At 34.5% G+C, this 22,305-nt stretch carries 21 protein-coding genes and 1 tRNA gene; 9 read left to right on the top strand and 13 right to left on the bottom strand.

Features of this window, described 5'->3' with window-relative positions; genetic code table 11:
* Positions 1–90 precede the first annotated feature (90 nt).
* The 5 genes from ppa to ACJZL3_RS06885 all read right to left on the bottom strand — a co-directional run bounded on the left by ppa (position 91) and on the right by ACJZL3_RS06885 (position 6,663).
* Entirely contained in the window at positions 91–597 is a 507-nt protein-coding gene (gene ppa, locus ACJZL3_RS06905) for an inorganic diphosphatase (RefSeq protein WP_010082061.1), read from the bottom strand.
* Between the two features lie 59 nt (positions 598–656).
* Positions 657–1,880, bottom strand: a complete 1,224-nt coding sequence (locus tag ACJZL3_RS06900; protein ID WP_419198766.1) for a WD1261 family protein — start codon at positions 1,878–1,880, stop codon at positions 657–659.
* Positions 1,881–2,826: 946 nt separating this feature from the next.
* Positions 2,827–3,939 (bottom strand): tRNA 2-thiouridine(34) synthase MnmA, encoded by a 1,113-nt coding sequence (gene mnmA / locus ACJZL3_RS06895; protein WP_419198765.1) that lies wholly within the window; start codon positions 3,937–3,939, stop codon positions 2,827–2,829.
* A 202-nt stretch (positions 3,940–4,141) separates the two neighbouring features.
* Positions 4,142–5,218: a rod shape-determining protein gene (locus ACJZL3_RS06890; RefSeq protein WP_007548791.1), complete on the bottom strand. Its 1,077-nt coding sequence runs from the start codon at positions 5,216–5,218 to the stop codon at positions 4,142–4,144.
* Between the two features lie 23 nt (positions 5,219–5,241).
* Complete coding sequence (locus ACJZL3_RS06885) at positions 5,242–6,663, bottom strand: carboxypeptidase (RefSeq protein WP_010963135.1); 1,422 nt, start codon at positions 6,661–6,663, stop codon at positions 5,242–5,244.
* Positions 6,664–6,938: 275 nt separating this feature from the next.
* Between ACJZL3_RS06885 and ACJZL3_RS06880 the strand changes: the two genes are divergently transcribed.
* The 4 genes from ACJZL3_RS06880 to ACJZL3_RS06865 all read left to right on the top strand — a co-directional run bounded on the left by ACJZL3_RS06880 (position 6,939) and on the right by ACJZL3_RS06865 (position 11,575).
* Positions 6,939–7,418 (top strand): OmpA family protein, encoded by a 480-nt coding sequence (locus tag ACJZL3_RS06880; protein ID WP_010081889.1) that lies wholly within the window; start codon positions 6,939–6,941, stop codon positions 7,416–7,418.
* 184 nt (positions 7,419–7,602) lie between these two features.
* Positions 7,603–8,898 (top strand): tRNA lysidine(34) synthetase TilS, encoded by a 1,296-nt coding sequence (gene tilS, locus ACJZL3_RS06875; RefSeq protein WP_419198764.1) that lies wholly within the window; start codon positions 7,603–7,605, stop codon positions 8,896–8,898.
* A gap of 12 nt (positions 8,899–8,910) precedes the next feature.
* Complete coding sequence (gene ftsH, locus ACJZL3_RS06870; RefSeq protein WP_419198763.1) at positions 8,911–10,752, top strand: ATP-dependent zinc metalloprotease FtsH; 1,842 nt, start codon at positions 8,911–8,913, stop codon at positions 10,750–10,752.
* A 154-nt stretch (positions 10,753–10,906) separates the two neighbouring features.
* Positions 10,907–11,575: a hypothetical protein gene (locus ACJZL3_RS06865; RefSeq protein ID WP_010081999.1), complete on the top strand. Its 669-nt coding sequence runs from the start codon at positions 10,907–10,909 to the stop codon at positions 11,573–11,575.
* On the opposite strand, the gene tmk is transcribed toward ACJZL3_RS06865, so the two are convergent.
* Entirely contained in the window at positions 11,568–12,158 is a 591-nt protein-coding gene (gene tmk, locus ACJZL3_RS06860; protein ID WP_010081998.1) for a dTMP kinase, read from the bottom strand. The genes ACJZL3_RS06865 and tmk overlap by 8 nt on opposite strands.
* A 108-nt stretch (positions 12,159–12,266) precedes the next feature.
* On the opposite strand from tmk, the gene ACJZL3_RS06855 reads away from it, so the two are divergent.
* Together ACJZL3_RS06855 and ACJZL3_RS06850 are read left to right on the top strand one after the other, a co-directional pair.
* Entirely contained in the window at positions 12,267–12,839 is a 573-nt protein-coding gene (locus ACJZL3_RS06855; protein ID WP_010081997.1) for a thioredoxin family protein, read from the top strand.
* Between the two features lie 5 nt (positions 12,840–12,844).
* On the top strand, positions 12,845–14,563 hold the full coding sequence (locus ACJZL3_RS06850; RefSeq protein WP_010963130.1) for a monovalent cation:proton antiporter-2 (CPA2) family protein: 1,719 nt from the start codon (positions 12,845–12,847) through the stop codon (positions 14,561–14,563).
* 30 nt (positions 14,564–14,593) lie between these two features.
* Here ACJZL3_RS06850 and ACJZL3_RS06845 read toward each other — a convergent pair whose 3' ends face one another.
* From ACJZL3_RS06845 to ACJZL3_RS06830, 4 genes are read right to left on the bottom strand one after another with little or no spacing between them, the layout of a single operon-like run.
* On the bottom strand, positions 14,594–15,211 hold the full coding sequence (locus tag ACJZL3_RS06845) for an SURF1 family protein (RefSeq protein WP_419198762.1): 618 nt from the start codon (positions 15,209–15,211) through the stop codon (positions 14,594–14,596).
* 1 nt (position 15,212) lies between these two features.
* The gene (gene bfr, locus ACJZL3_RS06840) at positions 15,213–15,689 is read right to left on the bottom strand and encodes a bacterioferritin (RefSeq protein ID WP_419198761.1); all 477 of its coding nucleotides are present in this window, start codon (positions 15,687–15,689) and stop codon (positions 15,213–15,215) included.
* 59 nt (positions 15,690–15,748) lie between these two features.
* Complete coding sequence (locus tag ACJZL3_RS06835) at positions 15,749–16,246, bottom strand: RDD family protein (RefSeq protein WP_010081931.1); 498 nt, start codon at positions 16,244–16,246, stop codon at positions 15,749–15,751.
* On the bottom strand, positions 16,246–16,884 hold the full coding sequence (locus ACJZL3_RS06830; RefSeq protein ID WP_010081930.1) for an HAD family hydrolase: 639 nt from the start codon (positions 16,882–16,884) through the stop codon (positions 16,246–16,248). The genes ACJZL3_RS06835 and ACJZL3_RS06830 overlap by 1 nt, the downstream gene beginning before the upstream one ends.
* 167 nt (positions 16,885–17,051) lie before the next feature.
* Between ACJZL3_RS06830 and ACJZL3_RS06825 the strand changes: the two genes are divergently transcribed.
* From ACJZL3_RS06825 to ACJZL3_RS06815, 3 genes are all read left to right on the top strand, one after another.
* The gene (locus ACJZL3_RS06825; RefSeq protein ID WP_022626161.1) at positions 17,052–17,876 is read left to right on the top strand and encodes a hypothetical protein; all 825 of its coding nucleotides are present in this window, start codon (positions 17,052–17,054) and stop codon (positions 17,874–17,876) included.
* An 857-nt stretch (positions 17,877–18,733) separates the two neighbouring features.
* Positions 18,734–19,264, top strand: coding sequence for a phospholipase D family protein (locus ACJZL3_RS06820; RefSeq protein ID WP_419198760.1), 531 nt, complete (start codon positions 18,734–18,736; stop codon positions 19,262–19,264).
* A 109-nt stretch (positions 19,265–19,373) separates the two neighbouring features.
* Positions 19,374–19,916, top strand: a complete 543-nt coding sequence (locus tag ACJZL3_RS06815; RefSeq protein ID WP_419198759.1) for a hypothetical protein — start codon at positions 19,374–19,376, stop codon at positions 19,914–19,916.
* A gap of 338 nt (positions 19,917–20,254) precedes the next feature.
* On the opposite strand, the gene rnc is transcribed toward ACJZL3_RS06815, so the two are convergent.
* From rnc to ACJZL3_RS06800, 3 genes are all read right to left on the bottom strand, one after another.
* The gene (rnc, locus tag ACJZL3_RS06810) at positions 20,255–20,953 is read right to left on the bottom strand and encodes a ribonuclease III (RefSeq protein ID WP_006279914.1); all 699 of its coding nucleotides are present in this window, start codon (positions 20,951–20,953) and stop codon (positions 20,255–20,257) included.
* A 90-nt stretch (positions 20,954–21,043) separates the two neighbouring features.
* On the bottom strand, positions 21,044–22,111 hold the full coding sequence (locus tag ACJZL3_RS06805) for a quinone-dependent dihydroorotate dehydrogenase (RefSeq protein WP_010082053.1): 1,068 nt from the start codon (positions 22,109–22,111) through the stop codon (positions 21,044–21,046).
* Between the two features lie 121 nt (positions 22,112–22,232).
* A tRNA-Cys gene (locus ACJZL3_RS06800) sits at positions 22,233–22,304 on the bottom strand.
* Position 22,305: the final 1 nt, after the last annotated feature.

Here is a 22,305-nt window from a genome sequence, read left to right as displayed (position 1 = left end):
AGATTCCGCTAACAAGTAGCGGAATGACGAATTTGTTGTTTTTCAAATTGTGGGCAAACCTAAGCCACTTTAGCTATAAATCAATAAAAACTAATTTCTGCTTTTTTCAATGATTTTCTTTGCTTCTTCCACACCAACCCATTCTCCAACTGCTACCGTTTTTCCCTTTTCCAGATCTTTATAATGAGAAAAGAAATGAGTAATTTTATCTAGTAGGCTTTTAGATAAGTCAGAATAGTCCTTTATATTGTCATAATAGCTATCAACACTGGAAACAGGCACTGCTAATATTTTCTCATCTTCTCCTTTTTCATCTTTAGTGAGTAATGCGCCTATTGGACGCACCGATATTAAAACACTAGATGCTAAGGGAAATTGAGTTAGCACCAAAACATCCACAGGATCACCATCACCTGCGCAGGTATTTGGTACAAACCCATAATTGCAAGGATAAGTCATTGAGGTAGATAAAAATCTGTCAACTTGTAACAACCTAAACTCTTTATTAAATTCATACTTTACAGGCTCAGCATTCGCACTTATTTCAATTACCACATTCACCGCATTTGGTCCTGCTGTTATTTTACTTAAATCCATAAATTACCTCTTAACTTAAGAATAAGCATTATACAATATATGCTTTTAAGTTGCTACATTTATGTAATTCTAAACTTATTTTGCACGGGCTGTCCTAAATTTTCATTCGTCATCTTATTGACTGTTGAAAGTGGTGGTTCCTGTGATAATTGAAATAAAGCATATACTATTACGATAGTAAGCACTGCAGCAATTACTAGATTAGCAAAATTATCCTGTGGTAGGACACCTTTTATTGGATTAAATAATTTTTGCTCCATAAAGAAATAATCAGCAACATATAACCCAACAGATAATACAAACATACCTAAAATAAGTTTACAGACTGTGTTTTTATGGTCTTTTTCTTTTTTCTTGCTGGTGATAGGATTTGGCCTACATTCATTCTCTTCTTGCAGCACTGAGTAGTATATATTATCAGGGCTCGTTATTAATTGTTCAAATTCATCACTATTTTGGTTTTTTAACAGTTGCTCTAGGGTGTTTTTTGTATTTATAGGATATATTAATCCATCCATTTTCAATGCTTTCTCTTGCCGATCCACATTCTCATGGTCGATTGTATATTTATCTCTACTTAATAATCCGATCATGTGTAGTTTGCCAGCTAAGAACATTATATAGCTCTCTATTAACTGATTCTCACATATCTCTAATACTTCTCTTTTTACTGTTTTGTTAGATGACGAAAGTTCTTTATAGTGACCACCCAAAGAAAAGAACAATGCTATATCTTTATCTGCTTTTATGTCATGAATGGAATAATAGCTGCTGATAACGCACTTATTTAATGCAAATTCTCTGTCATATTTGTTTAATGTATTTCCTTCACTTAGTAACTTTCTAAGACCAATGAGTACTTTATTTTCAAAATCTTCTTCTGTTTTAAATATTGGTTCTCTCTTTGGATTTGCTAAGATGTTAAGTAAATCTAATTTTCTTCCATCTACTACTTCATTTATATATTCATTTAACTCAGATCCTTTAATAACTTCATATATTTTATCTATGACATCTTTAGTATTCAGGTTATTGTTTTCACTTAGAATTTGATAAGCTTGAGCATAAATTAAAAACAGCCCTTGTAGACTAAATTTTAAGTTAAAATATTTATCTAATGGTTCCTCTTTTTTTCTAATGAATTCAGACAAACCAAAATGATTTCTGTGATCCATAAAACGACCTAAGTCAGCATGTTGAAAGCTACCTAAAAAAATAAATAACGTCTCTAATAAATTACCCTTACCAACAATTTTTATTAGTTCTTCAATTTCTTTTATCATTGCTGAAACCTATAATGTTCTACTTTATAGTATAAGGGATACATGGCAAAATAGCAATAAATGTTATTAGACTTCTTGCATAACCCAAACTAAGTAGAAAAAGGTATAGCTATACCGCCGCGGCACTAACAAGAGATCCCGCTAACACGCAGCGGGATACTATCTACACCGTCATACCGCGATTCATTCGCGGTATCTCTCAACATAGATCCCGCTAACACGTAGCGGGATGACGAGACTTATCTTTATGCTGCCACGAACCGTCATACCGCCGCGGTATCTCCAGATCCCGCTAACAAGCAGTGGGATGACGAGACTTATCTTTATGCTGCCGCGAACCGTCATACCGCGATTCATTCGCGGTATCTCTCAGCCACTAACAAGAGATCCCGCTAGCGGGATGACGGTTGTCGTTTAGCTACAAACATTAAGAAATTTACCAAACGAAAAAAAAGGCAAAAGAAGCCCCGTGGTTGGCTAATTACTTACATTATACTTTCAAGTATGGCGTTTTTTTATTCTAAACACTTAATAACCGCGATTTAGCTGCTTTTAAGCCGCAACTAATCTAAATTATAAACGTTAAGAAATTTACTAAACAGAAAAAAAGGCAAAAGAAACCCTAGGGTAGCTAGTTATTCACTATCCATTTTTTAAGTTGGCGTTTTTTAATGTTTTAAATGCTTTATAAGCGTATTTCAGCTTGTGTAGGTAAAAACCCAGAAATTTGATAAAGACATAGAGTGCACATAGTGCAAAAAATTAAACATGAGACGCCAGATACGTGAGTTTTTTTGTCATTTAATCTGTACAGAGAAGATAAATAAATAGCTTCAGTTTCATGATAAGGGGGCTGGCGGAGTTTGTCAAGCAAGTTTTTTCGTTTCTGTTATATGGTTATGCAAGAAGTCTATTGTATGTTTACACTCTGCATTAAAGCTTTTAGTTAAGAGCATATCCATCCACCGCCGATAACTTGCTCATCTTTATACGCTACACAGGCTTGACCTGGACTGATGCCAAAGTAATCGTCGTTTAAAATGACACAGGCTTTATTTTTTTCGTCAGTTGAATGTATTGTTGCTAAACTTCCCACATGTGATGATCTCAGCTTCACAGTTACTTCCATACCTTCCTTTGGTTGTTCTAACCAATTTAACTCCTTGATCAATATTTTTTTTTGCATTAATACGTTGATCGGACCTACTATAACCTCATTATTTTCTGTATTAATTTTTATCACATAAAGAGGTTCATTGTGTGCGATACCCAAGCCCTTTCTTTGCCCCACTGTAAAATTTACTATGCCACTGTGCTCGCCTAGCACTTTTCCATTAACATCCACTATTTTACCTTTCTGTACAGATTGTGGAGCTAATTTAGCTATTGTTTTACTATAGCTTTCGGAAACAAAGCATATATCTTGACTGTCCTGCTTTTCAGAAATTTGTAAGCTGAAATACTTTGCTAATTTTCTTATATCACTTTTATAGAACCCACCTAGTGGAAATCGCAAAAGCTTCAATTGCTCTTGAGTTGTAGCAAACAAAAAATAACTTTGATCTTTACTTTTATCAATGCTTCTGCACAACTTTACCTCACCATTTTTTTCTAACCTTCTCACGTAATGTCCTGTTACGAGCACATCCGCACCAAGATTTTTTGTAACTTGCAATAGATCACGAAATTTTACCGTTTGGTTACATCTCACGCATGGTATGGGAGTTTCCCCACGCATATAGGTACTCGCAAAATCCTCTATTACTTCCTTTTTGAATATTTCCTCATAGTTTAAAATATAGTGAGGAAAGCCAACACTTTCAGCTACACGCTTAGCGTCATAAATATCCTGTTCAGCGCAGCATGCGCCCTTTCTTGCGTTAGCATTACCGTCGGTGCCATAGAGTTGAAGAGTCACACCTACCACTTTGTACCCAAGGTTATGTAGCAGTGCTGCAGCAACGGAGCTATCAACTCCCCCGGACATTGCAACAACAGCCTTGGTCTGGTGCGGAGCTTTATCTTTTAGCAGAGGTTCTATTTCAAATTCTTTTAGCATAATCGCCTTAATTTATAAACACAAACTTGGTGTCATGCAAGTAGCTGACACTGGAATCTAGTTTCTATTACACAATTTCATCGAAACAGCATACTTGTTTATAGTCAATTTTTCTGGATCCCAGTGTTGGCTACTTGGATGACATCTTTATGCTTGAGGTAAAATTTGCTATAAAATTCGATGAACTACCTTTAAAAATAATTTAATCCTGCTTAAATAAAACATGGCCAAAATAATCCATGTTTTCAAGCACTTTTCCGCTACCCAGAGCAACACAACAAAGTGGGTCATCTGCAACACGAACCGGTAATTTTGTTGTTTCACTGATAACTTTACCTAGATTACGTAATAATCCACCACCACCGGATAAAACTATTCCTCTATCGACTATATCAGAAGAAAGTTCAGGTGGAGTGCTCTCCAGCGCAGTCTTAATAGCAGAAATTATCTGATGTACAGGCTCTATTAAACTCTCTGCAACTTGGTATTCTGATAAAAGCATTTCTTTTGGCATGCCACTCACTAAATCCCTGCCCTTAATTATCATTCCCTCTTTGTTATTTTCACCTGGCAGACTGGCTGAACCTATGCTTTTCTTAATTTTCTCAGCGGTTGTTTCACCGATTAATAATTTATGATTTTCACGAATATATGACTTTATTGCCTCATCCATAATATCGCCACCTACTCTGGCAGAACGTGAATAAACAATTCCGCCTAAAGAAATAATTGCAACTTCAGTTGTACCGCCTCCTATATCAACAATCATAGAACCCTCAGGTTCAGTAACCGGGAGCCCAGCTCCGATTGCTGCAGCCATTGGTTCTTCAATTAAAAATACTTCATTTGCACCAGCACTTTCTGCTGCATCTTGTATAGCACGCCTTTCAACTGGCGTGGATCCAGATGGAACGCATATGATAATATTAGGTTTATTAACAGTGAATTTTGTGTTTGCACTGCGTATGAAATATTTTAGCATTTCTTCCGCACTTTTAAAATCAGCAATAACTCCATCCTTTAAGGGCCTTATCGCCTCTATTTCTCCAGGCGTTTTCCCAAGCATCATTTTAGCTTTTTTACCAAAAGCATAAGGAACGTAACTTCCTTTTTCTTTTATTCTTGCTACAACTGAAGGCTCATCAAGCACTATTCCCTGATTTTTCTGATAAACTAAAGTGTTTGCAGTACCAAGGTCTATAGCAATATCGCTAGCAAACAAACCTTTGAAAGTAAAAAGGCTATAAAACTTTCCGGTTAATTTTCGAACAAAATTCATACATAACTCAAGAAAACCATTTATTAAGACAAATTATACTTTTCAGATAAGTAGTAAGTAACACACTCAACGTCTAAACCCTTACCTGTTACTTTTTTTAGCAGTTCCAGGCCACACTTTGCACTGTATATATTTTGAGATAACCAACTGATAAGTAAACTAAAATCTCCTTTTATTATAGCACTTAATGATTCGTAATGATTCTTTTTAACGCAAGAGAAAATCTGCACAGCAGCAATTAAAGCAATAATTTTTATAGGAAAGTAGCCCATAACACCGCTTGCCCAATATTCATCTTGAAAATAAGTGTTTAGCTCATTTTCAGCTTTTACTGGAATTTTATAGTGCTTCATACCTTCCAGCCACGCATCATGCAGGTCTTTGACTTCCAATGTACCATTTATTATATCTTGTTCTAACCTAGTTCTCAACATAATATGAGCTAACAGACTAAATTCATCTGCATTTTTTAAAAAAGAAGAAAGGTTTATTTCATTGAAAATCAAGTACAAATTTTCAACACTGCTAACTTTCTCGTTAGTTTTGCCTTTTATAGCAAATTTCTCTTTTATGTGTGGTTGAATAAACTCAATAAATTCTCTGGATGTTCCAATCATCCTTTCCATGAATAACCCTTGAGTTTCATACATAACATGTCTCGTAATTGGACTACTTATAGAATTTTGCGCTAAACATTTTTGATAAATTGCATAACCACTATGCCGTAAAAGTGAAAATAAACCATAACAAAAATCAGATTCATCATAATCTATAGGGTAGTAATAAGAAGTACGAATCTCATTTAGTGCAATACCCATTTGCTGTAAACATAATGAGCCAAGTTCAATCTGTTTCTGAGTAGCAACTTTTTGTATATTAGTAACCTTATCCTTTTTCTGCTTTTCAATTATTTTATCTACATTTTCGCTAAAAAATTTGCCTACCTTGGGGAATACTTCCCTTATATTCTTTTCTGTGATATCAGAGTCATAGTCAGCAAGCAGTGAGTCGTATTTTGAGCATTTTAATTGCTGCGATTTTATAGAAGCTACTTCGCGAATGAGTGTGATTAAATCAGTAAAACGTTCTTTTAGTTTTTCTAAGTTACTGGTTTCAGAATGAGATAGCTTCCATAAATTTTGGCATTCAACCTTAGCTTTGGATAAAGACTTTACTAAATCAATAGGAACAGCACTGTTGCTTTTATGTATTCTCTCTATTAACTTTAGCTGCTGAGTATTTGCACTTTTTTTGTTACCAAGAGCATCTGCTAATGATTCCTTTATTGCGTCATGAGAGATAATTTCATGTCTGATTTCTTCTAGAAGACTCATTTGTTCAACTTTGTCCTCTATATTCAATTGGCTTTGGTTTAGTACTTTTAGCGTATTTTCGATATTCTTTACCCTATATAATACTTCCTCTAAAAACTTATAAGATTGCATATTTGTTCATTATTTTAGAAAACATCTGTTTAATACCGTAATAGATTAATAATAAAGTTAAAAGTATATTTGCTTAAAGTACAATAAAAAATTGTACTTTTTATTCTTTTATTGGATTTTTCTACTCAGAGTCCAGCATATTATAGGAAAATTAATTGTAAGGTTGTAGAAAAAGTATTTAGTATTTTATTTCTCTTGACTATATTACAATATGGAGAGATATTAGCTACTGAAATTAAAGTTACGCACTATTTAAAATTTATGGAGGTTTAGTAATGTGGAGTAGACTGGTTATAATGTGCTGTTTTTGTTTATTACTTACTGGTGTAAGTTCTTGCCCAAAAAAAGGAGCAAATACAACAAATAAAATAAATTCTGTTGTTAAGCAGATAGGTGATAAAAGAGTTTTCTTTGGTTATGATGAATCTAGTATTGCTGAAGTAAGTGCAGATGCATTACTTGACGTAATGGAGGTGTTACAAGATAACCCTGACGCGAAGGTTACTTTAACTGGTCACACTGACAACCGTGGTTCTCATGAATATAATCTTGCGCTAGGCGCTAGAAGGGCTGATGCAGCTAAAAAATTTATGGTTAGTTGTACACCCTACATAGAAAACAGAATAAAAACTGCTTCTAAAGGTGAAACTGAGCCTTTGGTTAATGTAAAAGATGATTCTAGAAATTCTAAATATGAAAAAGAGCATGCTAAAAATCGTAGAGTGGAATTTTCATTTTCTGGAATAAAGAAATAGTTTCTTGCATTAAAACCTGGATCCCAGTGTCAAACACTGGGATGACATAAAGAAAGGGCACTGGGGTAGACAAAAAAGGACAAACTTGTCATATTTCGTTGCTTGTTAGCGGGATCTATATATACCACAAATAAGTCGCGGTATGACGTAAGAGATCTGACCTTTCTGGCCATCAAGAGACATAATGGAATTAGAGTTATTATTTCAAAATGTGGTTAATAGTTTTGCTTTCTATAACAATCAAGTTGCAGTTGCAGTATCAGGTGGTGTAGATAGTATAGTCTTACTGCACTTAATGACTAACTGGGCAAAAAAAAACAAGCTTTCACTTCCTATAGCATTAACAGTAAATCATGGATTACGTCCAGAGTCTCAAAAAGAAGCTGATTTTGTTGTAAGTTATGCAAAGGAACTTGGAGCAAAGGAATCGTTCATATTAAATTGGGAGAAGCAAAATATTAAAGGCAATATTCAGTTACAGGCACGAAAAGCACGGTATAAGTTACTAGCAGAGTGGTGTAAAAATAATAATGTTAAATATTTACTTGTTGCTCATCACAAAGATGATCAAGCAGAAACGTTCTTGTTAAGATTAGAGCGAGGTAGTGGCGTAGATGGATTATCATCAATGGACTACAAGTCTTTCCTAAATGGTATTTATATATTTAGGCCATTGTTAAATTTTAGTCGTAGTGAAATAGAAAAGTACGCTAAGCTTTATCGGTTAAAATGGATCGAAGATAGAAGCAATCATGACTTAAAATACAGACGAACTTTATACCGTAACTTACTTAAAGCAAGTGATAATCAAGAGATTTTAACAGAGCGAATATGCCTCACAGCCCTTCATATGAAAAGAGCTGCAAAAGCGTTGATGCACTACACACGCCTTGCGTTTAATGACTGCGTTAATGTGCATGATCTTGGTTATATTGAAATTAAACTAAGTGAATTTTATCAATTGCCAGAGGAAATAGCCTTGAGGCTTCTTCTTTACTCTATAATGGCAATTGCCAGTAAACATTATAAACCAAGGTACAGCAGCCTCATTGCAATATTTAATAGAATATTGCAAAAGGATAGTAATGTTAACTGTACACTTTCTGGGTGTAAAATAAGAAAGTATGGAGAAAATATCTTAATAATTAGAGAATCGTCAAGGATACAAGAAATTACCGTAAACCTACCTTTAAATGAACCTACCCAATGGGATAACAGATTTAGCTGCACAATACTCGGAAATCAAGGGTGTTCAGTTATCATCGCTCCATTAAAAAAAACACAAAAAGTTCCTGAATTTCTGAAGGATTACAACTGCTGCCCTGAAGTTTTCTACTCTTTGCCTACAGTACAAAAAGATAGCAAGGTGCTTGCTTATCCTGATGTAAATTATAACGGAAAAAATACCAATGACGATAAGGTTCAATGCATTATTAATAGCACGATAAAACAAAATTTGGTAAGCTTGATTAGTATTTAGTTAGAAATAGAAATGAAAAAATTTTTAGAAGGCTTATTGATCTGGTTAATAATTATTGTTCTTATTTCAGTTGCTTTTATTCAATTCAGCGGAAATGTAGGTAAAAGTAAAACAATTATACCTTTTTCGGAATTTTTAACTAGACTAGAAGACAATGATGTAGAAAATATTGTCATAAAAAACCAGAGCATTGAAGGCAAGTTCAGGGACGGTTCAAGTTTCAATTCAAGCGGTGTCATATATAGCAACCTAATAAAAAATTTACATGATAGAAAAGTGAGATTCTCCTTTTCAACTGGAGATTCTGCCATGAACGTAATTGGTGGATTACTTATCTCATGGGTCCCAACATTTATCTTTATTGGCTTTTTGCTATTCTTTCTTAAACGAACACAAGCGGGAGGCAACAGCACTATAAGCTTTGGCAAGTCAAGGGCTAGACTCATGACTAGTGGAAAAAAAGTAACATTTGATGATGTTGCTGGAATTGATGAAGCAAAAGAAGAGCTAGTAGAGATCGTTGATTTCCTTAAACAAAGGCAAAAATTTCAAATATTAGGTGGAAAAATACCAAAAGGGTGCCTTTTAATTGGCTCTCCTGGAACTGGTAAAACTTTACTTGCTCGTGCAATTGCAGGAGAAGCTAATGTGCCATTCTTTAGCATTTCTGGATCTGATTTTGTTGAAATGTTTGTTGGTGTTGGTGCGAGCCGTGTTCGTGATATGTTTGATCAAGGCAAGAAAAATGCTCCTTGTATAATTTTTATAGATGAGATAGATGCGGTGGGTAGACATCGTGGCATTGGTCTTGGTGGCGGCAATGATGAAAGAGAACAAACATTAAATCAGTTATTAGTTGAGATGGATGGCTTTGAGTCTAATGAAGGTGTAATAATAATTGCTGCGACTAACCGTCCGGATGTCTTAGATCCAGCACTGCTTAGACCTGGTCGTTTTGACCGACAGATTACTATTTCTTTACCCGATATAAATGGGCGTGAAAAGATATTAAATACTCATATAAAGAAAATATCAATAGCACCAGATGTAAACGTGAAAACAGTTGCAAGAGGAACACCAGGTTTTTCAGGGGCTGATCTAGCAAATTTGGTGAATGAATCTGCACTTATCGCTGCAAGAAGAAACAAGAAAATTATTACCATGGATGATTTTGAATATGCACGTGATAAAGTAATGATGGGCGTAGAAAGACGATCCCTAATTATGACAGAAGAGGAAAAGAGACTGACTGCATACCATGAAGCTGGTCATGCGATAATTGCGGTTAATATGCCTGCTTCTGATCCTATACACAAGGCAACAATCATTCCAAGAGGTATGGCCTTAGGTTTAGTTATGAGACTACCGGAAACAGAGAGAGTGTCCCACACAAGAGAAAAGCTGATAGCAGATATAACTGTTGCCATGGGTGGCAGGGCAGCAGAAGAGTTAATTTTTGGCTACGATAAAGTTACAAGTGGCGCGTCTTCTGATATACGACAAGCATCTAACATAGCACGTGCTATGGTAAAAAAATGTGGAATGAATGATGAGATAGGGCTAGTGTATCACAATCGTGAGCAGCAAGATCCACAACATCCTCATATGACATCTGAAGATACGCTAAAGCTCATAGATGAAGAAGTGAAAAAAATCATATCTTCTTGCTATGAAAAAGCAAAAGACATTTTGACCAAGCATAAGAAAGGCTTAGAGCTTATTGCTGAAAATCTACTGGAGTTTGAAACTTTAACAGGAGATGAAATAAAGGATATACTAAACGGAAAAAAAATTGTTAGAGAAGAAAATGAGAAGAATGAGAAAGTAAAAAAATCCTCTCTCTATGAGAGTTGACCTCATCTTAAAAATGCTAATCAGCTAACGCTGCAATAAAACATTCAGAATTGTAACTGTCAATATAAATTGTATTAAAATATTCATAATATTGCATTTTCATCACAATAATGCTATCATTCAGTTAGTATTAATGTTTAATGAGGTGTGAGTGATGATTGATATAGCTTCTATTGGTGTAAGTACAGTTATTGATCAGAATTATAGAAGAAAAGCACAATTATGTTTATCAGGATTATTTGTAACTGTGTCAATAGCAACTGTTACCTGGTTTATTTTCCCTGCGTCACAAAATGTATTAGCTCCGTTTTTACTTCCGGCTATGTTCTTGCTCTTCACTTTATCGATGGGTTATTACATGTTCATATTTAGTTGTGAAGAAAAATCTTTGGTAAAGAATGTTCTTGGTATGGTTGAACCGGCTGAATCGGTAAAGAGAGTGCATTGCCAAGAAAATATTAAGTCCTTATTAGCAGAAGTGAGAAGTACTACGAAAGATAGGTTTCGTAACGTGCTTGTTAATCTTTGTTTTGAAGATCGTAGTAAAGCACACAAACTTGCATTATATGTGAAAGAAATTGACGATATTGTGTCTTCAATAAAAAATAAAGACCTCTTAGACCATTTTGATCAATTTTTTACTATTACTGAAGTAAGCAATAAAAAAAATAGAAGTGAATTAATGAACCTCGCAAGGGCATATAAGATGATAAGTGAAGAAGATCCAGACAAAATACAGGATTTTTTAGCTACTCAAACAAAAAGTTATTCATATGAAATAATGTTACCTGAAATTGATAATTTTCTATCACAAGCTAGGTGATTTTATCAATAATTTCATTGTGTACGTGATTATCATTTTTTGTTTCAATTCCAGTGATAACACTGCACCTAACGGGCTCTTTTATGGCTATTTCCTGAAATCCTTTTCTGACCTTATTGTAAAAATTAACATCCATTTCTTCATATTTATTCTTGTCTTTTGCTCTATTTAACCCAACTTTAACATCAATATCTAGAATGAATGTAATATCTGGATATTTAATTTCCACTAGCTTATGTAAGTCCCTTATTAGCCCTAAGTCAACTCCAAAGCCATATCCTTGATATGCAATAGTTGAATCAATAAACCGATCACAAATCACTATTTTTCCTTCTGCAAGAGCTGGTAATATTAATTTTTTCATATGTTCGCGCCTCATCGAGATAAGTAGCAAGAGTTCAGAAATAGAATCAATATTATTCGTTAACAATACTCCTCTTACCTTCTCTGCAAAGTTAGTGCCACCTGGTTCTCGAGTCAATACCACATTATTTTCGCCGCGAATTTGCTTAAAATGATTTGCAAGTAGCTTAGATTGTGTTGTTTTACCAGAGCCGTCTATTCCTTCGAAAGTTATGAACATAAGTTTTATAATTATAATACTAAAAAAGAATATGCAAACAGTATACATAGAAACCGTTTGACATTTAAATAATAAGACCGTAAATTACATGTGGTATAATAATAGTCTATGGTTGCTCTGAATACTCCTAAAGTCGATTTTAGTTTTACTGCAAAAGATTTTAATCTTTTGGGAGTAGACAATAAATATTATGCATTAAGTGACTGTTGTGGAAAAAATGGTCTTATTATAATGTTTATATGCAATCACTGTCCTTACGTTCAGTCAATTATTAGCAATCTGGTAAGCGATGTTGATCAATTGAAAAAAGATTATCAGGTAAACACCATTGCAATAATGCCAAATGATGTAAATGAATATCCAGAAGATTCCTTTGAAAATATGATTAATTTTGCCAAGGAAAATAAGTTTATATTTCCATATTTAATTGATAGTACACAGAAAATAGCTAAAGAATACGGGGCTGTTTGCACTCCTGACTTTTTCGGCTTTAATTCCAATTTAAACCTTTGCTATCGTGGACGTTTTAACGACACAAAAAAAGAAAAGGTTCAAAGCTATGAAGTAGGAAGTAGTGACTTATTTCAAGCTATGAAATTTATTGCAGAAACTGGTAATTCTCCAATTGACCAAAAATCAAGTATTGGCTGCTCAATTAAATGGTCTAATTCTACAGGTTAAATATCATGCACAGTGGCTCTCAGCATTTGTTTGATATTATAATTTTGCTTTCTGCTGCTGTGTTTATAGTCATAGCATTTTGGAAAATGAATATTAGTCCAGTGCTTGGTTACTTCGTTGCAGGTGCAGTTATTGGTTCTCACGGATTTAATCTGATACACTCAGCTGAAGCAATGGATAATCTTGCAGAATTTGGTGTAGTTTTTCTATTATTCATTATAGGCCTTGAATTGACATTTGAACGCCTGATCGCTATGCGTATTCATGTATTTGGGTTCGGTTCTCTTCAAGTTATAGTTACCATGGTAGCAATATGGTGCATCGCTCTTGCTTTCGGAGTGAATACGAATATAGCAACAGTTATTGGTGGTGGGCTTGCGCTATCCTCAACAGCAATAGTGTTGCAGGTTCTGCAAGAAAAAGGTTCTCAAGCAAGTCAGGTTGGTAGGTTGTCGATAGCAGTGCTATTAATGCAAGATTTTGCAGTGGTACCATTAATAGTATTGGTACCTTTACTTACTGGCAATTCTGAGCACAGCCTGATAAGCTCATTGGCAGGTTCATTGGTGCAAGCAGCTATTGCATTAGTGCTGATATTTATAACTGGTAGATTATTGCTTAGACCTTTATTTTCGGTTATTGCTAAAATGGAAAGTAATGAGATCTTTATATCAACAACGCTTTTAATAGTATTAGGAGCAGCATTTATTACTGAGCAATTCCATTTATCGTTAGCATTAGGTGCATTTGTTGCTGGATTGTTAGTTGCAGAAACAGAATATAGACACTCAGTAGAACACGCAGTATTGCCATTTAAAGATTTGTTTCTTGGCTTATTTTTCATGACTGTTGGTATGTCCATCAATACCGAACTTTTACTCAATAAGTTACCACTAATTACTTTATTATCGATTATCCTTATCGTTTTAAAAACATCTATTATATATATATTGTGTAGATTTTTTGGGTTTAAGAGTGCACCTGCTATACAAGCTGGGTTACTGCTTTCACAAGGCGGTGAATTTGCGTTTATTTTGTTTCGCTTAGCAGATGAGCTAAATGTGCTACCAAGTGAAATCGCTCAAGTACTTATGATGGTAACTACAGTAACCATGGCTTTCACTCCTCTTTTATCGGGGCTTGGAGATTGGATAGCAAACTCATTTAGCACTGAGAAAACAATATTAGATGATGAAGCTGTTGAAACAGATACACAAGATCTTTATAACCATGTGATAGTTGCTGGATTTGGTAGAGTGGGATATATGGTAACAAAAATGCTTACGGCAGAGCATTTAAGTTACGTTGTTGTAGATATTCAATCGAAAATAGTCAAAGAAGGAAAAAGTGATAGTTTTCCTATATATCTTGGAGATGTTACAAGATGTGAAATTTTAAAATCGGTAGGAATAGAAAGAGCTCAAGCTCTCGTTATTTCAATAAAGAATGAAGTTACTATAAAAAAAGTTGTTTCTTTAGTTGCAGCAAATTTTCCGCATGTAAATATTGTAATACGCTTACCAGATCTGAGTAATGTGGAGGTTTATAGAGATCTAGGAGCTAGTAAAATTATTCCTGAAACATCTGAGATAGGATTGCAGCTAGGTGGAGCTGCACTGAGCCTTAGTGGTATTAGCGAAAGTGGAGTTACGTCTTTAAAAAGTAGATTCAGAAAAGGCAATTACAGTATGTTAAAAGACCTTGGTAGTGATAAAGATGAATAACTACTTCTCTAATTTTATGTACAGAAAGCTTCAAGCTTTATTGAGGTTTTGCCTATAGTAAATTACGCACATAATCAACCAAATTAAGGAAAGTGCAAACCAAGTGATTGCATATTCCAAATGCTTCATTGGCTGTATAGCTACTTTGCTGCCAAAATTGTTCGGCCACAATACACACTTCTCTAGCTTAATACCTAACTCATTGGAAATTTCTTCTGTACTCAGGGTAAACCATGTATTCGAAGCAGTATCGTTCTTGATAAACCAATTTTTACTTTTATTGCTATCGCAATATAAAATTCCATCTGCAACTACTTTTTCAATTTTTACTTTTTTCTCCTTTTTTTCTCCGACTACTCCTTTATTCACCAACATGTAACGTCCAGTGGTGAGCAACATAGGAGACAGCACGTGATAGCCGTGTTGCCCTGCAAAAACATATAGTTCTATGTCACTTAGAATCCCATCAATCTTGACATGCCTATAGTTAAATTTTTCAAGGTCGTTATTGGGCAACAGATGAACAACAGGAAGACTCATATTTTTGATAATATTATTCTTCCAGTTCAATCTGAATACTTGCCATAATCCTAATAAAAAAAGGAGCAAGCAAGGTACAATTAAAATAAATACTATTTTTTTTAACACTCTATATTTGTGTTCTTAAATAGTTTTCAACACCCATTAGTTCAATAAGGTCAATCTGTTTTTCAATCCAATGGAAGTGCTCTTCTTCATTTTTTAACATCTCTTCTAATAACATTACACTAACAAAATCTTTTTCTTTCTCAGCGATAGAAATCGTTTCTTTGATATCCTTAATACCTTTTCCCTCTAATTTCAAATTAGCTTCTAAGATTTTCCGTATTGTGTCTTTTGTCAACTTTCCATCATGCTTTGATATTTCGTTTGTATCCTGAAAATTTGGAACTCCTTTGAATAACAAAATTCTTTCTGCCAACTTGTTTGCATGTTCAAGTTCTTCGTTAAGCTCATTTTTTACTTTTTCTGCAAATCTATTAATTCCATTGTTTTTGAGAATCGCAAAATGCAAAAGATACTGGCGTACAGAAGTTAGCTCATTGGTCAATAATTTGTTCAAATGTTTTACTATCTCTTCATTCATAATCTTCCCTTAGTTCAATTCATCAGCATAATTTATATGATAACGATAGTTATAGCAACTCATTTAATATTTCCTTTGATAACAACCGTATTAAATAGCATGTCGTGGTATGTCTGTTTTTTCTTAGAGAAGCAAGCAACTAGATACCAGCAAAGAGTGAGCAGCACCGTTAATATAGTGAGTAGCACTATTAATATATCGAAAGCGTTTATTAACACGTCCTGTTCTTGGAAAAGCTCGATGAGGATAACTATTATGTTATATAATAGAGAAAGAAAAAACTGAGAAATGCTTCTATCAAATGCTAAACTCAAATCTATTTTAGAACCGTCCAAGCTTATGGTATGTATGTTCATTAATTGCTGACCAGGAGTTGCTTGGGCTTTTGAAGATATAAAATATGTGAAGTAACTGCAATCTATACACATAGATGAAATTAACGGAAAATTCTTTAACAATAGTCTGATTAATAAGTTTGGAATTAATAAAATTGCTCTATCTATCAAATATGCGCAAAAGCGTCTTATTATACTGGCAATCTCTGTAACAGTGGTCATTACCTATCTTCTAAATACTTTATTATAAAATCTGTAAGTTTATCAAAATGTTGAAAACATAACAAATCTTCATAACCGCTTATTGATTGACCGTATATAATAGGTAAACAATTGGCATTTTGTGCACACAGAACATCTGTGATGCTATCACCAACGAAAAACACATTTTCTCTATTTATAGGCAACGTACTCTCTTCTAGTGCAAATAGCAGTGGGGTTGCAGATGGTTTATCTTCTGCAGTATCGCATGACCCAACCACTCTTTCAAAGTAGGAATCTAGTTTAAAATAGGCAACTTCTTTACGTAAATTAGTATTTTTCTTATTACTTACTATTGCTAGATAAATATTGTGGCTTTTCAGTGTCTGCAACATTTTCTCTACTCCTTGATTCAAAGCAATGTTTTGCAATAGTGCATCATCTAAATATTGTTGATATATCTGATTCGCTTTTTTCCACTGATCGCCAAATAAATTGACCATATAGCTCTTTCTCGACTCATGGGAATTTCTATCAGCAGCTTTATTACTATACCCCATTGAGTTTATGGTATGCTTAATAGCATTAAAAATATTATCTTGAGTGTCAACTAAGGTATTATCCCAATCGAATACTACTGCTAATGAGCTATCTTTCATCTCTTATATAATTATACATTTTAACTTAATAAGTAAATAGCATTTTAATGAAAAAGATATAAATAGGACGCCCTTGATAAACACTTTTTACCACAAGTTATGTTAACTGTTTTTTATATAATTAGCTAATATACTGATTATATGATATGTTTTAATAGGTAACAGGTATGGCCCAGACATCTAAAGAAAGTGTTGAAAAAAAGTTTAAAGATGTTTTTGAACGTTCTCCAGGTGCTTTTCCAGAAGGTACCTCATTAGAAAAGAAGGTTAATTATATCGCAAAAGGAACAGAGGCTCTAAAAGCTGTGAAAAGTAAGGAGCTTGAGAACAAAATGAAAAACGTTGCAGAATTGAGTCAGAAATTTGAAAGTCAAAAAGGACGTGCAGATGAAAAAGTACGTCAAGATTTTGAAAGAATTGCTGAGCTTGACCAACAATATAAAGGGAAGGGCATCTTCACAAGTGAAAAAGTTGCAGAGCCAAAAAGTGACAAAAAACTCCAAGACACTCCGAGAAAAACTACAACAGCAGTTAAAGACCTTGAACATAATACACAAAAAAAGACTACTGAAGCTTCTGTGCAAACAGCATCAGAGCACGATTCACAAACCGTTAATCCCTCAGTAAGCAAGAGTTCTGTAAAAGAGAAGCTCAACACTGAGCCGGACAAAAAAGATAACACGCCTCAACCACAAGAAAATCAAAAAGAAGAAGGGTTTTTGAGTCTTCTGAAGCGCTTTGTTAAGAAAATATTAGAAAAATTTTTAGGTGAAGGTGAAAAGGATGTAGAGAATGCTCGTGGCATGAAAGAAGATGCTCAAAGAGATACGTCAAATAACGAAGAGCAACAAAAGAGTAAGCAGCTTGATGAAATTTTAAAGGACAAAAGTGTAAGCGAGGGTTTGAAGCAGGCAACAAAGCTTGAAAACCCGGCAATAACGCCTGTTAATACTCCTAAAGTGAATGAAGTAAACACGGGTCGTGAAAGGTGATCCGCTTTCAAGCTTCATTATACCGCCACAAACCGTCATACCGCCGCGGTATCTCATCCGCTAACAAGTAGCGGGATGACGATTGTCAGGGTGTCATCCCAGTGTCCCTATGATGTCATCCCAGTGCCCTGACTACTTGGATCTAGCAAGCTTTGCTTGCAAATAAGTCTAATACGCGTCGCGTTTTATGCCAAAACACAATTGGAGTTACATGCAAAATAGATCCCAGTGTCAGCTACTCGGATGACAAAAAAAGGAGCACTGGGATGACACCATTTGTTGTATTTAACAAAGTTCGTACTTAGCTTCATGTTAGCTATAAACATTAAGAAATTTACCAAGCGAAAAAAAAGGCAAAAGAAGCCCCAGCTAATATCTATTTTAGAACATTGGCGTTTTTTAAGTCTTAAACACTGCAATTTAGCTGCTTTTAAATGCAACTCACCTTAGTTTAAATGTTTAAGAAATTTACTAAGCAGAAAAAAAGGCAAAAGAAACCCCGTGTTAGCTAGTTGTCACTCCCTAATCCTGCAAATTGGCGTACTATACTGTCTTAAACGACTTATAAGCGCGTTTCAGCTTGTGTAGGTAAAAACCTAGAAATATTGTGAAGACATAAGGTGCACATAGTGCAAAAAATTAAAAATAAGACGCCAACTACGTTGTTTTCTTGCTGTTTAATCTGTACAGATGAAGATAACTGAATACCTTCAGTTTCATGATAAGGGGGCTGGCGGAGTTTGTCAAGTAAGTTTTTTCGTTTCTAACGGTTGTTGCCAAAAACTATGCAAGAAGTCTATTGACAGGTGATTAAATTATAATGTAGCCTATCGCCGTATATCCGGGGGTGGGTTGTTGTGAGGCTTTTTCACTTTTTATTCTTGTTAATGTGTTTTTCTCTGTATTACTATGCGGGTTTTATATTTTCGCCCTGCCCAAAAGCTACGGTTTGCTTTTCACCTGGAGAAGATTGTGCTGTACCGATAATCAACGTAATAGATCAGTCTAAAAAATCTATCTTAGTTCAAGAATATACATTTACTCTTGGAACAGTTGCAAAATCTTTGATTAATGCTAAAGAACGCGGTGTTGATGTTAAAGTCATCTTAGATAAATCGCAACTCTACTCAAAATATAGTGTTATAAATGAATTATTTTCAGGTGGAGTACCAATTTGGATCGATGATAAGCCAAAGATTGCTCATAATAAGATAATGATTGCTGACAATCAAAAAGTCATCACAGGGTCATTTAACCTTAGTAAGACAGCTAAAAAAGGAAATGCTGAAAATTTATTAATTATTACAGATTATCCTGAATCGATTCAGCAGTATGTGAAAAACTGGGAGGCACGAATGTCACAATCTTACAAATACGCTCCCAACTAATCGAGAGCGCTTGCTCAAAATCAGTTTTAAAAACAGCAAGGGAGAGCTTTTTTGATTGATTGGCATAATGATTATGATATAATGAACTAAAAATTTAAGGAATAAAGTAATGGATTATATAAATGATGCTGCCGGTAGCTACACTGCTATTCATGATTTTTTTCAAAACAACGGTGTTGGAGATTACAAAGTTCAATGCAATTATGGTGGGGTGCCGTATGCTACTGATGAGTACGTGCATTCTGGCGGTAAATTTTGGAGTAATAATTTCATAGACTCACATTTTGGCAGGGAAATAAAAATGTATCCTCAAAGTGAACTTTTAGCTAAAGAATATGCTGGAAATACGTTGCCAGTTTCAATATCACTAGATAAGGATTTAATAAAAATGAAGGAATGTCAGAAAAAAACGAAATTTGTGGAACTAGAAAGGGAGTCAGGTGATTTAGTGCATGATAAGCAAAAGTATGTAAAGTGTTACACAACAAAGCTATCATATGATGATGTACATATTTACAATAACGATAAAGTTTCAACATTTAGCATAAAATACGACGTGCCAAATGATCCGAAATACAGTTTAAATATAACATTTACAAAGGTTAATGATAATAAACCAGGATTTTGGCAGAAATTTAAAAATATGTTTTAACGTGACCATTCACTGGTTTTTACTCAATCAACCAACAACAGTTAATATCAAATTTTTATAATTAAAAAATATGCTATTTTTTAAAACTTTCATTCTCATTGACTCTGTCAACTTCACAAAACAACTCTTGGACCAAATGTATCTGGCATAACACCTTTTGGTAACTTGCTACTTCTTTTTTTCCGCATCTCCGACAACAGCCATTGATATTCCACTACATAAGGCTTGATTTTTGGTAAATCAACTTTTTTATGAATAATACTATGCTTCTCCTTAAATTGACCATTTACCCTAAACGCTATTAGCTTCCTTAAAATTTACATTAATGCCTATTTTGCCTAAACTGAAGCGTCTTTTCCAATTTTTTCTAGCATCAACTCAGCAGCTTTTTGTTCAGCAATCTTTTTACTAGAAGCGCATGCAGAAACTTTACCATAATCTTCTATGCAAACTGATATAGTAAATTCAGGATTGTGCGCTGGTCCAGTTTGTTTTACAAGCTCATACTCTGGTAAAGGCAATTTGTTTTTCTGAGTCCACTCTTGCAGTGAGGTTTTAGGATCTTGAGGGGGGTCAAGCATGCCTTTAGCTAGCTTTTCCCAATATTGGATAATAAATTTTTCAACATTTTCAAGCCCGCCATCAATATAAATTGCACCTATTAGTGCTTCAAGCGAGTTTTCTAAATTTTTTAAGTTACATCTCCCTCCATTGCAGCGTTCACTATTATTCATGATGATAAAGCTGCCTAATTTTATTTCTTTAGCAACATTAGCAATGGTGTTGCCACAAACTAAATCCGTCTTTCTTTTTGCCAATGCTCCTTCTTTTTCTTCAGGAAATAGTTTAAACAGTGTGGCAGATACAACCATATTCAAAACACTATCGCCCAAAAACTCTAGTCTTTCGTAGCTTACAATCTGGTTTTTGCTATTCCTTTTATTTACGCTTGGGTGAGTTAGTGCCTCTTCTAATATTGCATAATTTGTAAATTTATAATCAATGATCTTAGATATTGCATCATTCAAACTCTTCATACCCATTATTTAAAAGAAAAGCACTTTCTACCACCTTTATACCAGAGAATTAGTTTTATTTTATTAAAATAATACCACCAACTTTCAAAATTAATGTATACAACCCACCACCTCATTAATGTTACTAAATCCATCTCTCCTTATTAGTTCTGCAAGTTCTAGATTAATTTTGTTTACAACTTGAGGTCCGTGGTATATGAGAGCAGTGTACAACTGCACCAAAGAAGCTCCTGCCTTTATTTTTTTATATGCATCAGCACCACTTGAGATTCCTCCGCACCCTATCAATAATATTTTGCCCTTAGTAAATTTGTACATATCGCCCAATAACTCGGTTGAAAGTTTAAACAGCGGTTTGCCACTCAACCCACCACTCTCATTATGGTGAGAATGCAGATTATCTCTACTTACCGTAGTGTTGCTTACTGTTAATCCGTCAATCTTATATTCCAACGCAAGCTCAGCGATATTTTCTTTCGTTTGCTGATCTACATCTGGTGAGATTTTTAATATTATTGGTATGGATTTAGAATTATCAATTGATTTTCGGGTTAGAGTTACGGATTTCAACAATTCCGATAATTCTTGCTTATTGTGCAGATTGCGTAAATTAGGCGTGTTTGGGGATGAGATGTTCAGCACTATATAATTGCTCTTTCCATATACTATCTTTATTAAGTCAACATAATCGCTGATTTGGTCCTTTGATGTACTGTTTTTTCCTATGTTGATGCCAAAAATGCAGTCATCAAGCTTGGTTTCACCTATTTGTTTAAGAAAATAGTCTATTCCTTTATTGTTAAATCCCAATCTGTTAATTACCCCTTGATCTTTAATTAACCGAAAAATTCTTGGCTTTTTGTTTCCATATTGTGGATTACGAGTTACAGTACCAGTTTCAATAAACCCAAAACCAAATGAGAGCATAGGCCTTATAACTTCTGCATTCTTGTCAAAACCTGCAGCCAGACCTACGGGGCTTCTGAGCTTATTACCAAAAAAATTCACACTCAAAGATTCTGGTAGCTCTATAGGATTCTTATAAGGCATTTTCTTTAATGCCATAATTGCCAAAGAGTGAGCAACTTCGGGCGGTAGTAAAAATAGTAAATTACGTTTGTAAAACACTTTGCTTATTTTTAGTTTATTTTTTACCATGAAACGCTATAAGAGTATAACCATAACTTGAAAAGAAATTGATTTTACTATGGACAAGCTTTCTCTATAGGTTACACACTTAAAGCTACTGTTAACTTTTACAAGATATAGAGAATGAAAGAGGCCGGGACCGGAATTGAACCGGTATAAAAGGATTTGCAGTCCTCCGCATAAGCCATTCTGCCACCCAGCCG

This window comes from Wolbachia endosymbiont of Rhagoletis cingulata (assembly GCF_048537655.1).
Taxonomy (GTDB): Bacteria; Pseudomonadota; Alphaproteobacteria; order Rickettsiales; family Anaplasmataceae; genus Wolbachia; species Wolbachia pipientis.
Note: the sequence above shows the minus strand (reverse complement) of the source record. Positions and strands in the feature narration are given on the sequence as shown.

Excerpts from the sequence above, each read along its gene's own strand:
- ppa (WP_010082061.1), bottom strand. The coding sequence starts at position 597 with ATGGATTTAAGTAAAATAACAGCAGGACCAAATGCGGTGAATGTGGTA.
- ACJZL3_RS06900 (WP_419198766.1), bottom strand. The coding sequence starts at position 1,880 with ATGATAAAAGAAATTGAAGAACTAATAAAAATTGTTGGTAAGGGTAAT.
- mnmA (WP_419198765.1), bottom strand. The coding sequence starts at position 3,939 with ATGCTAAAAGAATTTGAAATAGAACCTCTGCTAAAAGATAAAGCTCCG.
- ACJZL3_RS06890 (WP_007548791.1), bottom strand. The coding sequence starts at position 5,218 with ATGAATTTTGTTCGAAAATTAACCGGAAAGTTTTATAGCCTTTTTACT.
- ACJZL3_RS06885 (WP_010963135.1), bottom strand. The coding sequence starts at position 6,663 with ATGCAATCTTATAAGTTTTTAGAGGAAGTATTATATAGGGTAAAGAAT.
- ACJZL3_RS06880 (WP_010081889.1), top strand. The coding sequence starts at position 6,939 with ATGTGGAGTAGACTGGTTATAATGTGCTGTTTTTGTTTATTACTTACT.
- tilS (WP_419198764.1), top strand. The coding sequence starts at position 7,603 with ATGGAATTAGAGTTATTATTTCAAAATGTGGTTAATAGTTTTGCTTTC.
- ftsH (WP_419198763.1), top strand. The coding sequence starts at position 8,911 with ATGAAAAAATTTTTAGAAGGCTTATTGATCTGGTTAATAATTATTGTT.
- ACJZL3_RS06865 (WP_010081999.1), top strand. The coding sequence starts at position 10,907 with ATGATTGATATAGCTTCTATTGGTGTAAGTACAGTTATTGATCAGAAT.
- tmk (WP_010081998.1), bottom strand. The coding sequence starts at position 12,158 with ATGTTCATAACTTTCGAAGGAATAGACGGCTCTGGTAAAACAACACAA.
- ACJZL3_RS06855 (WP_010081997.1), top strand. The coding sequence starts at position 12,267 with ATGGTTGCTCTGAATACTCCTAAAGTCGATTTTAGTTTTACTGCAAAA.
- ACJZL3_RS06850 (WP_010963130.1), top strand. The coding sequence starts at position 12,845 with ATGCACAGTGGCTCTCAGCATTTGTTTGATATTATAATTTTGCTTTCT.
- bfr (WP_419198761.1), bottom strand. The coding sequence starts at position 15,689 with ATGAATGAAGAGATAGTAAAACATTTGAACAAATTATTGACCAATGAG.
- ACJZL3_RS06835 (WP_010081931.1), bottom strand. The coding sequence starts at position 16,246 with ATGACCACTGTTACAGAGATTGCCAGTATAATAAGACGCTTTTGCGCA.
- ACJZL3_RS06830 (WP_010081930.1), bottom strand. The coding sequence starts at position 16,884 with ATGAAAGATAGCTCATTAGCAGTAGTATTCGATTGGGATAATACCTTA.
- ACJZL3_RS06825 (WP_022626161.1), top strand. The coding sequence starts at position 17,052 with ATGGCCCAGACATCTAAAGAAAGTGTTGAAAAAAAGTTTAAAGATGTT.
- ACJZL3_RS06815 (WP_419198759.1), top strand. The coding sequence starts at position 19,374 with ATGGATTATATAAATGATGCTGCCGGTAGCTACACTGCTATTCATGAT.
- rnc (WP_006279914.1), bottom strand. The coding sequence starts at position 20,953 with ATGAAGAGTTTGAATGATGCAATATCTAAGATCATTGATTATAAATTT.
- ACJZL3_RS06805 (WP_010082053.1), bottom strand. The coding sequence starts at position 22,111 with ATGGTAAAAAATAAACTAAAAATAAGCAAAGTGTTTTACAAACGTAAT.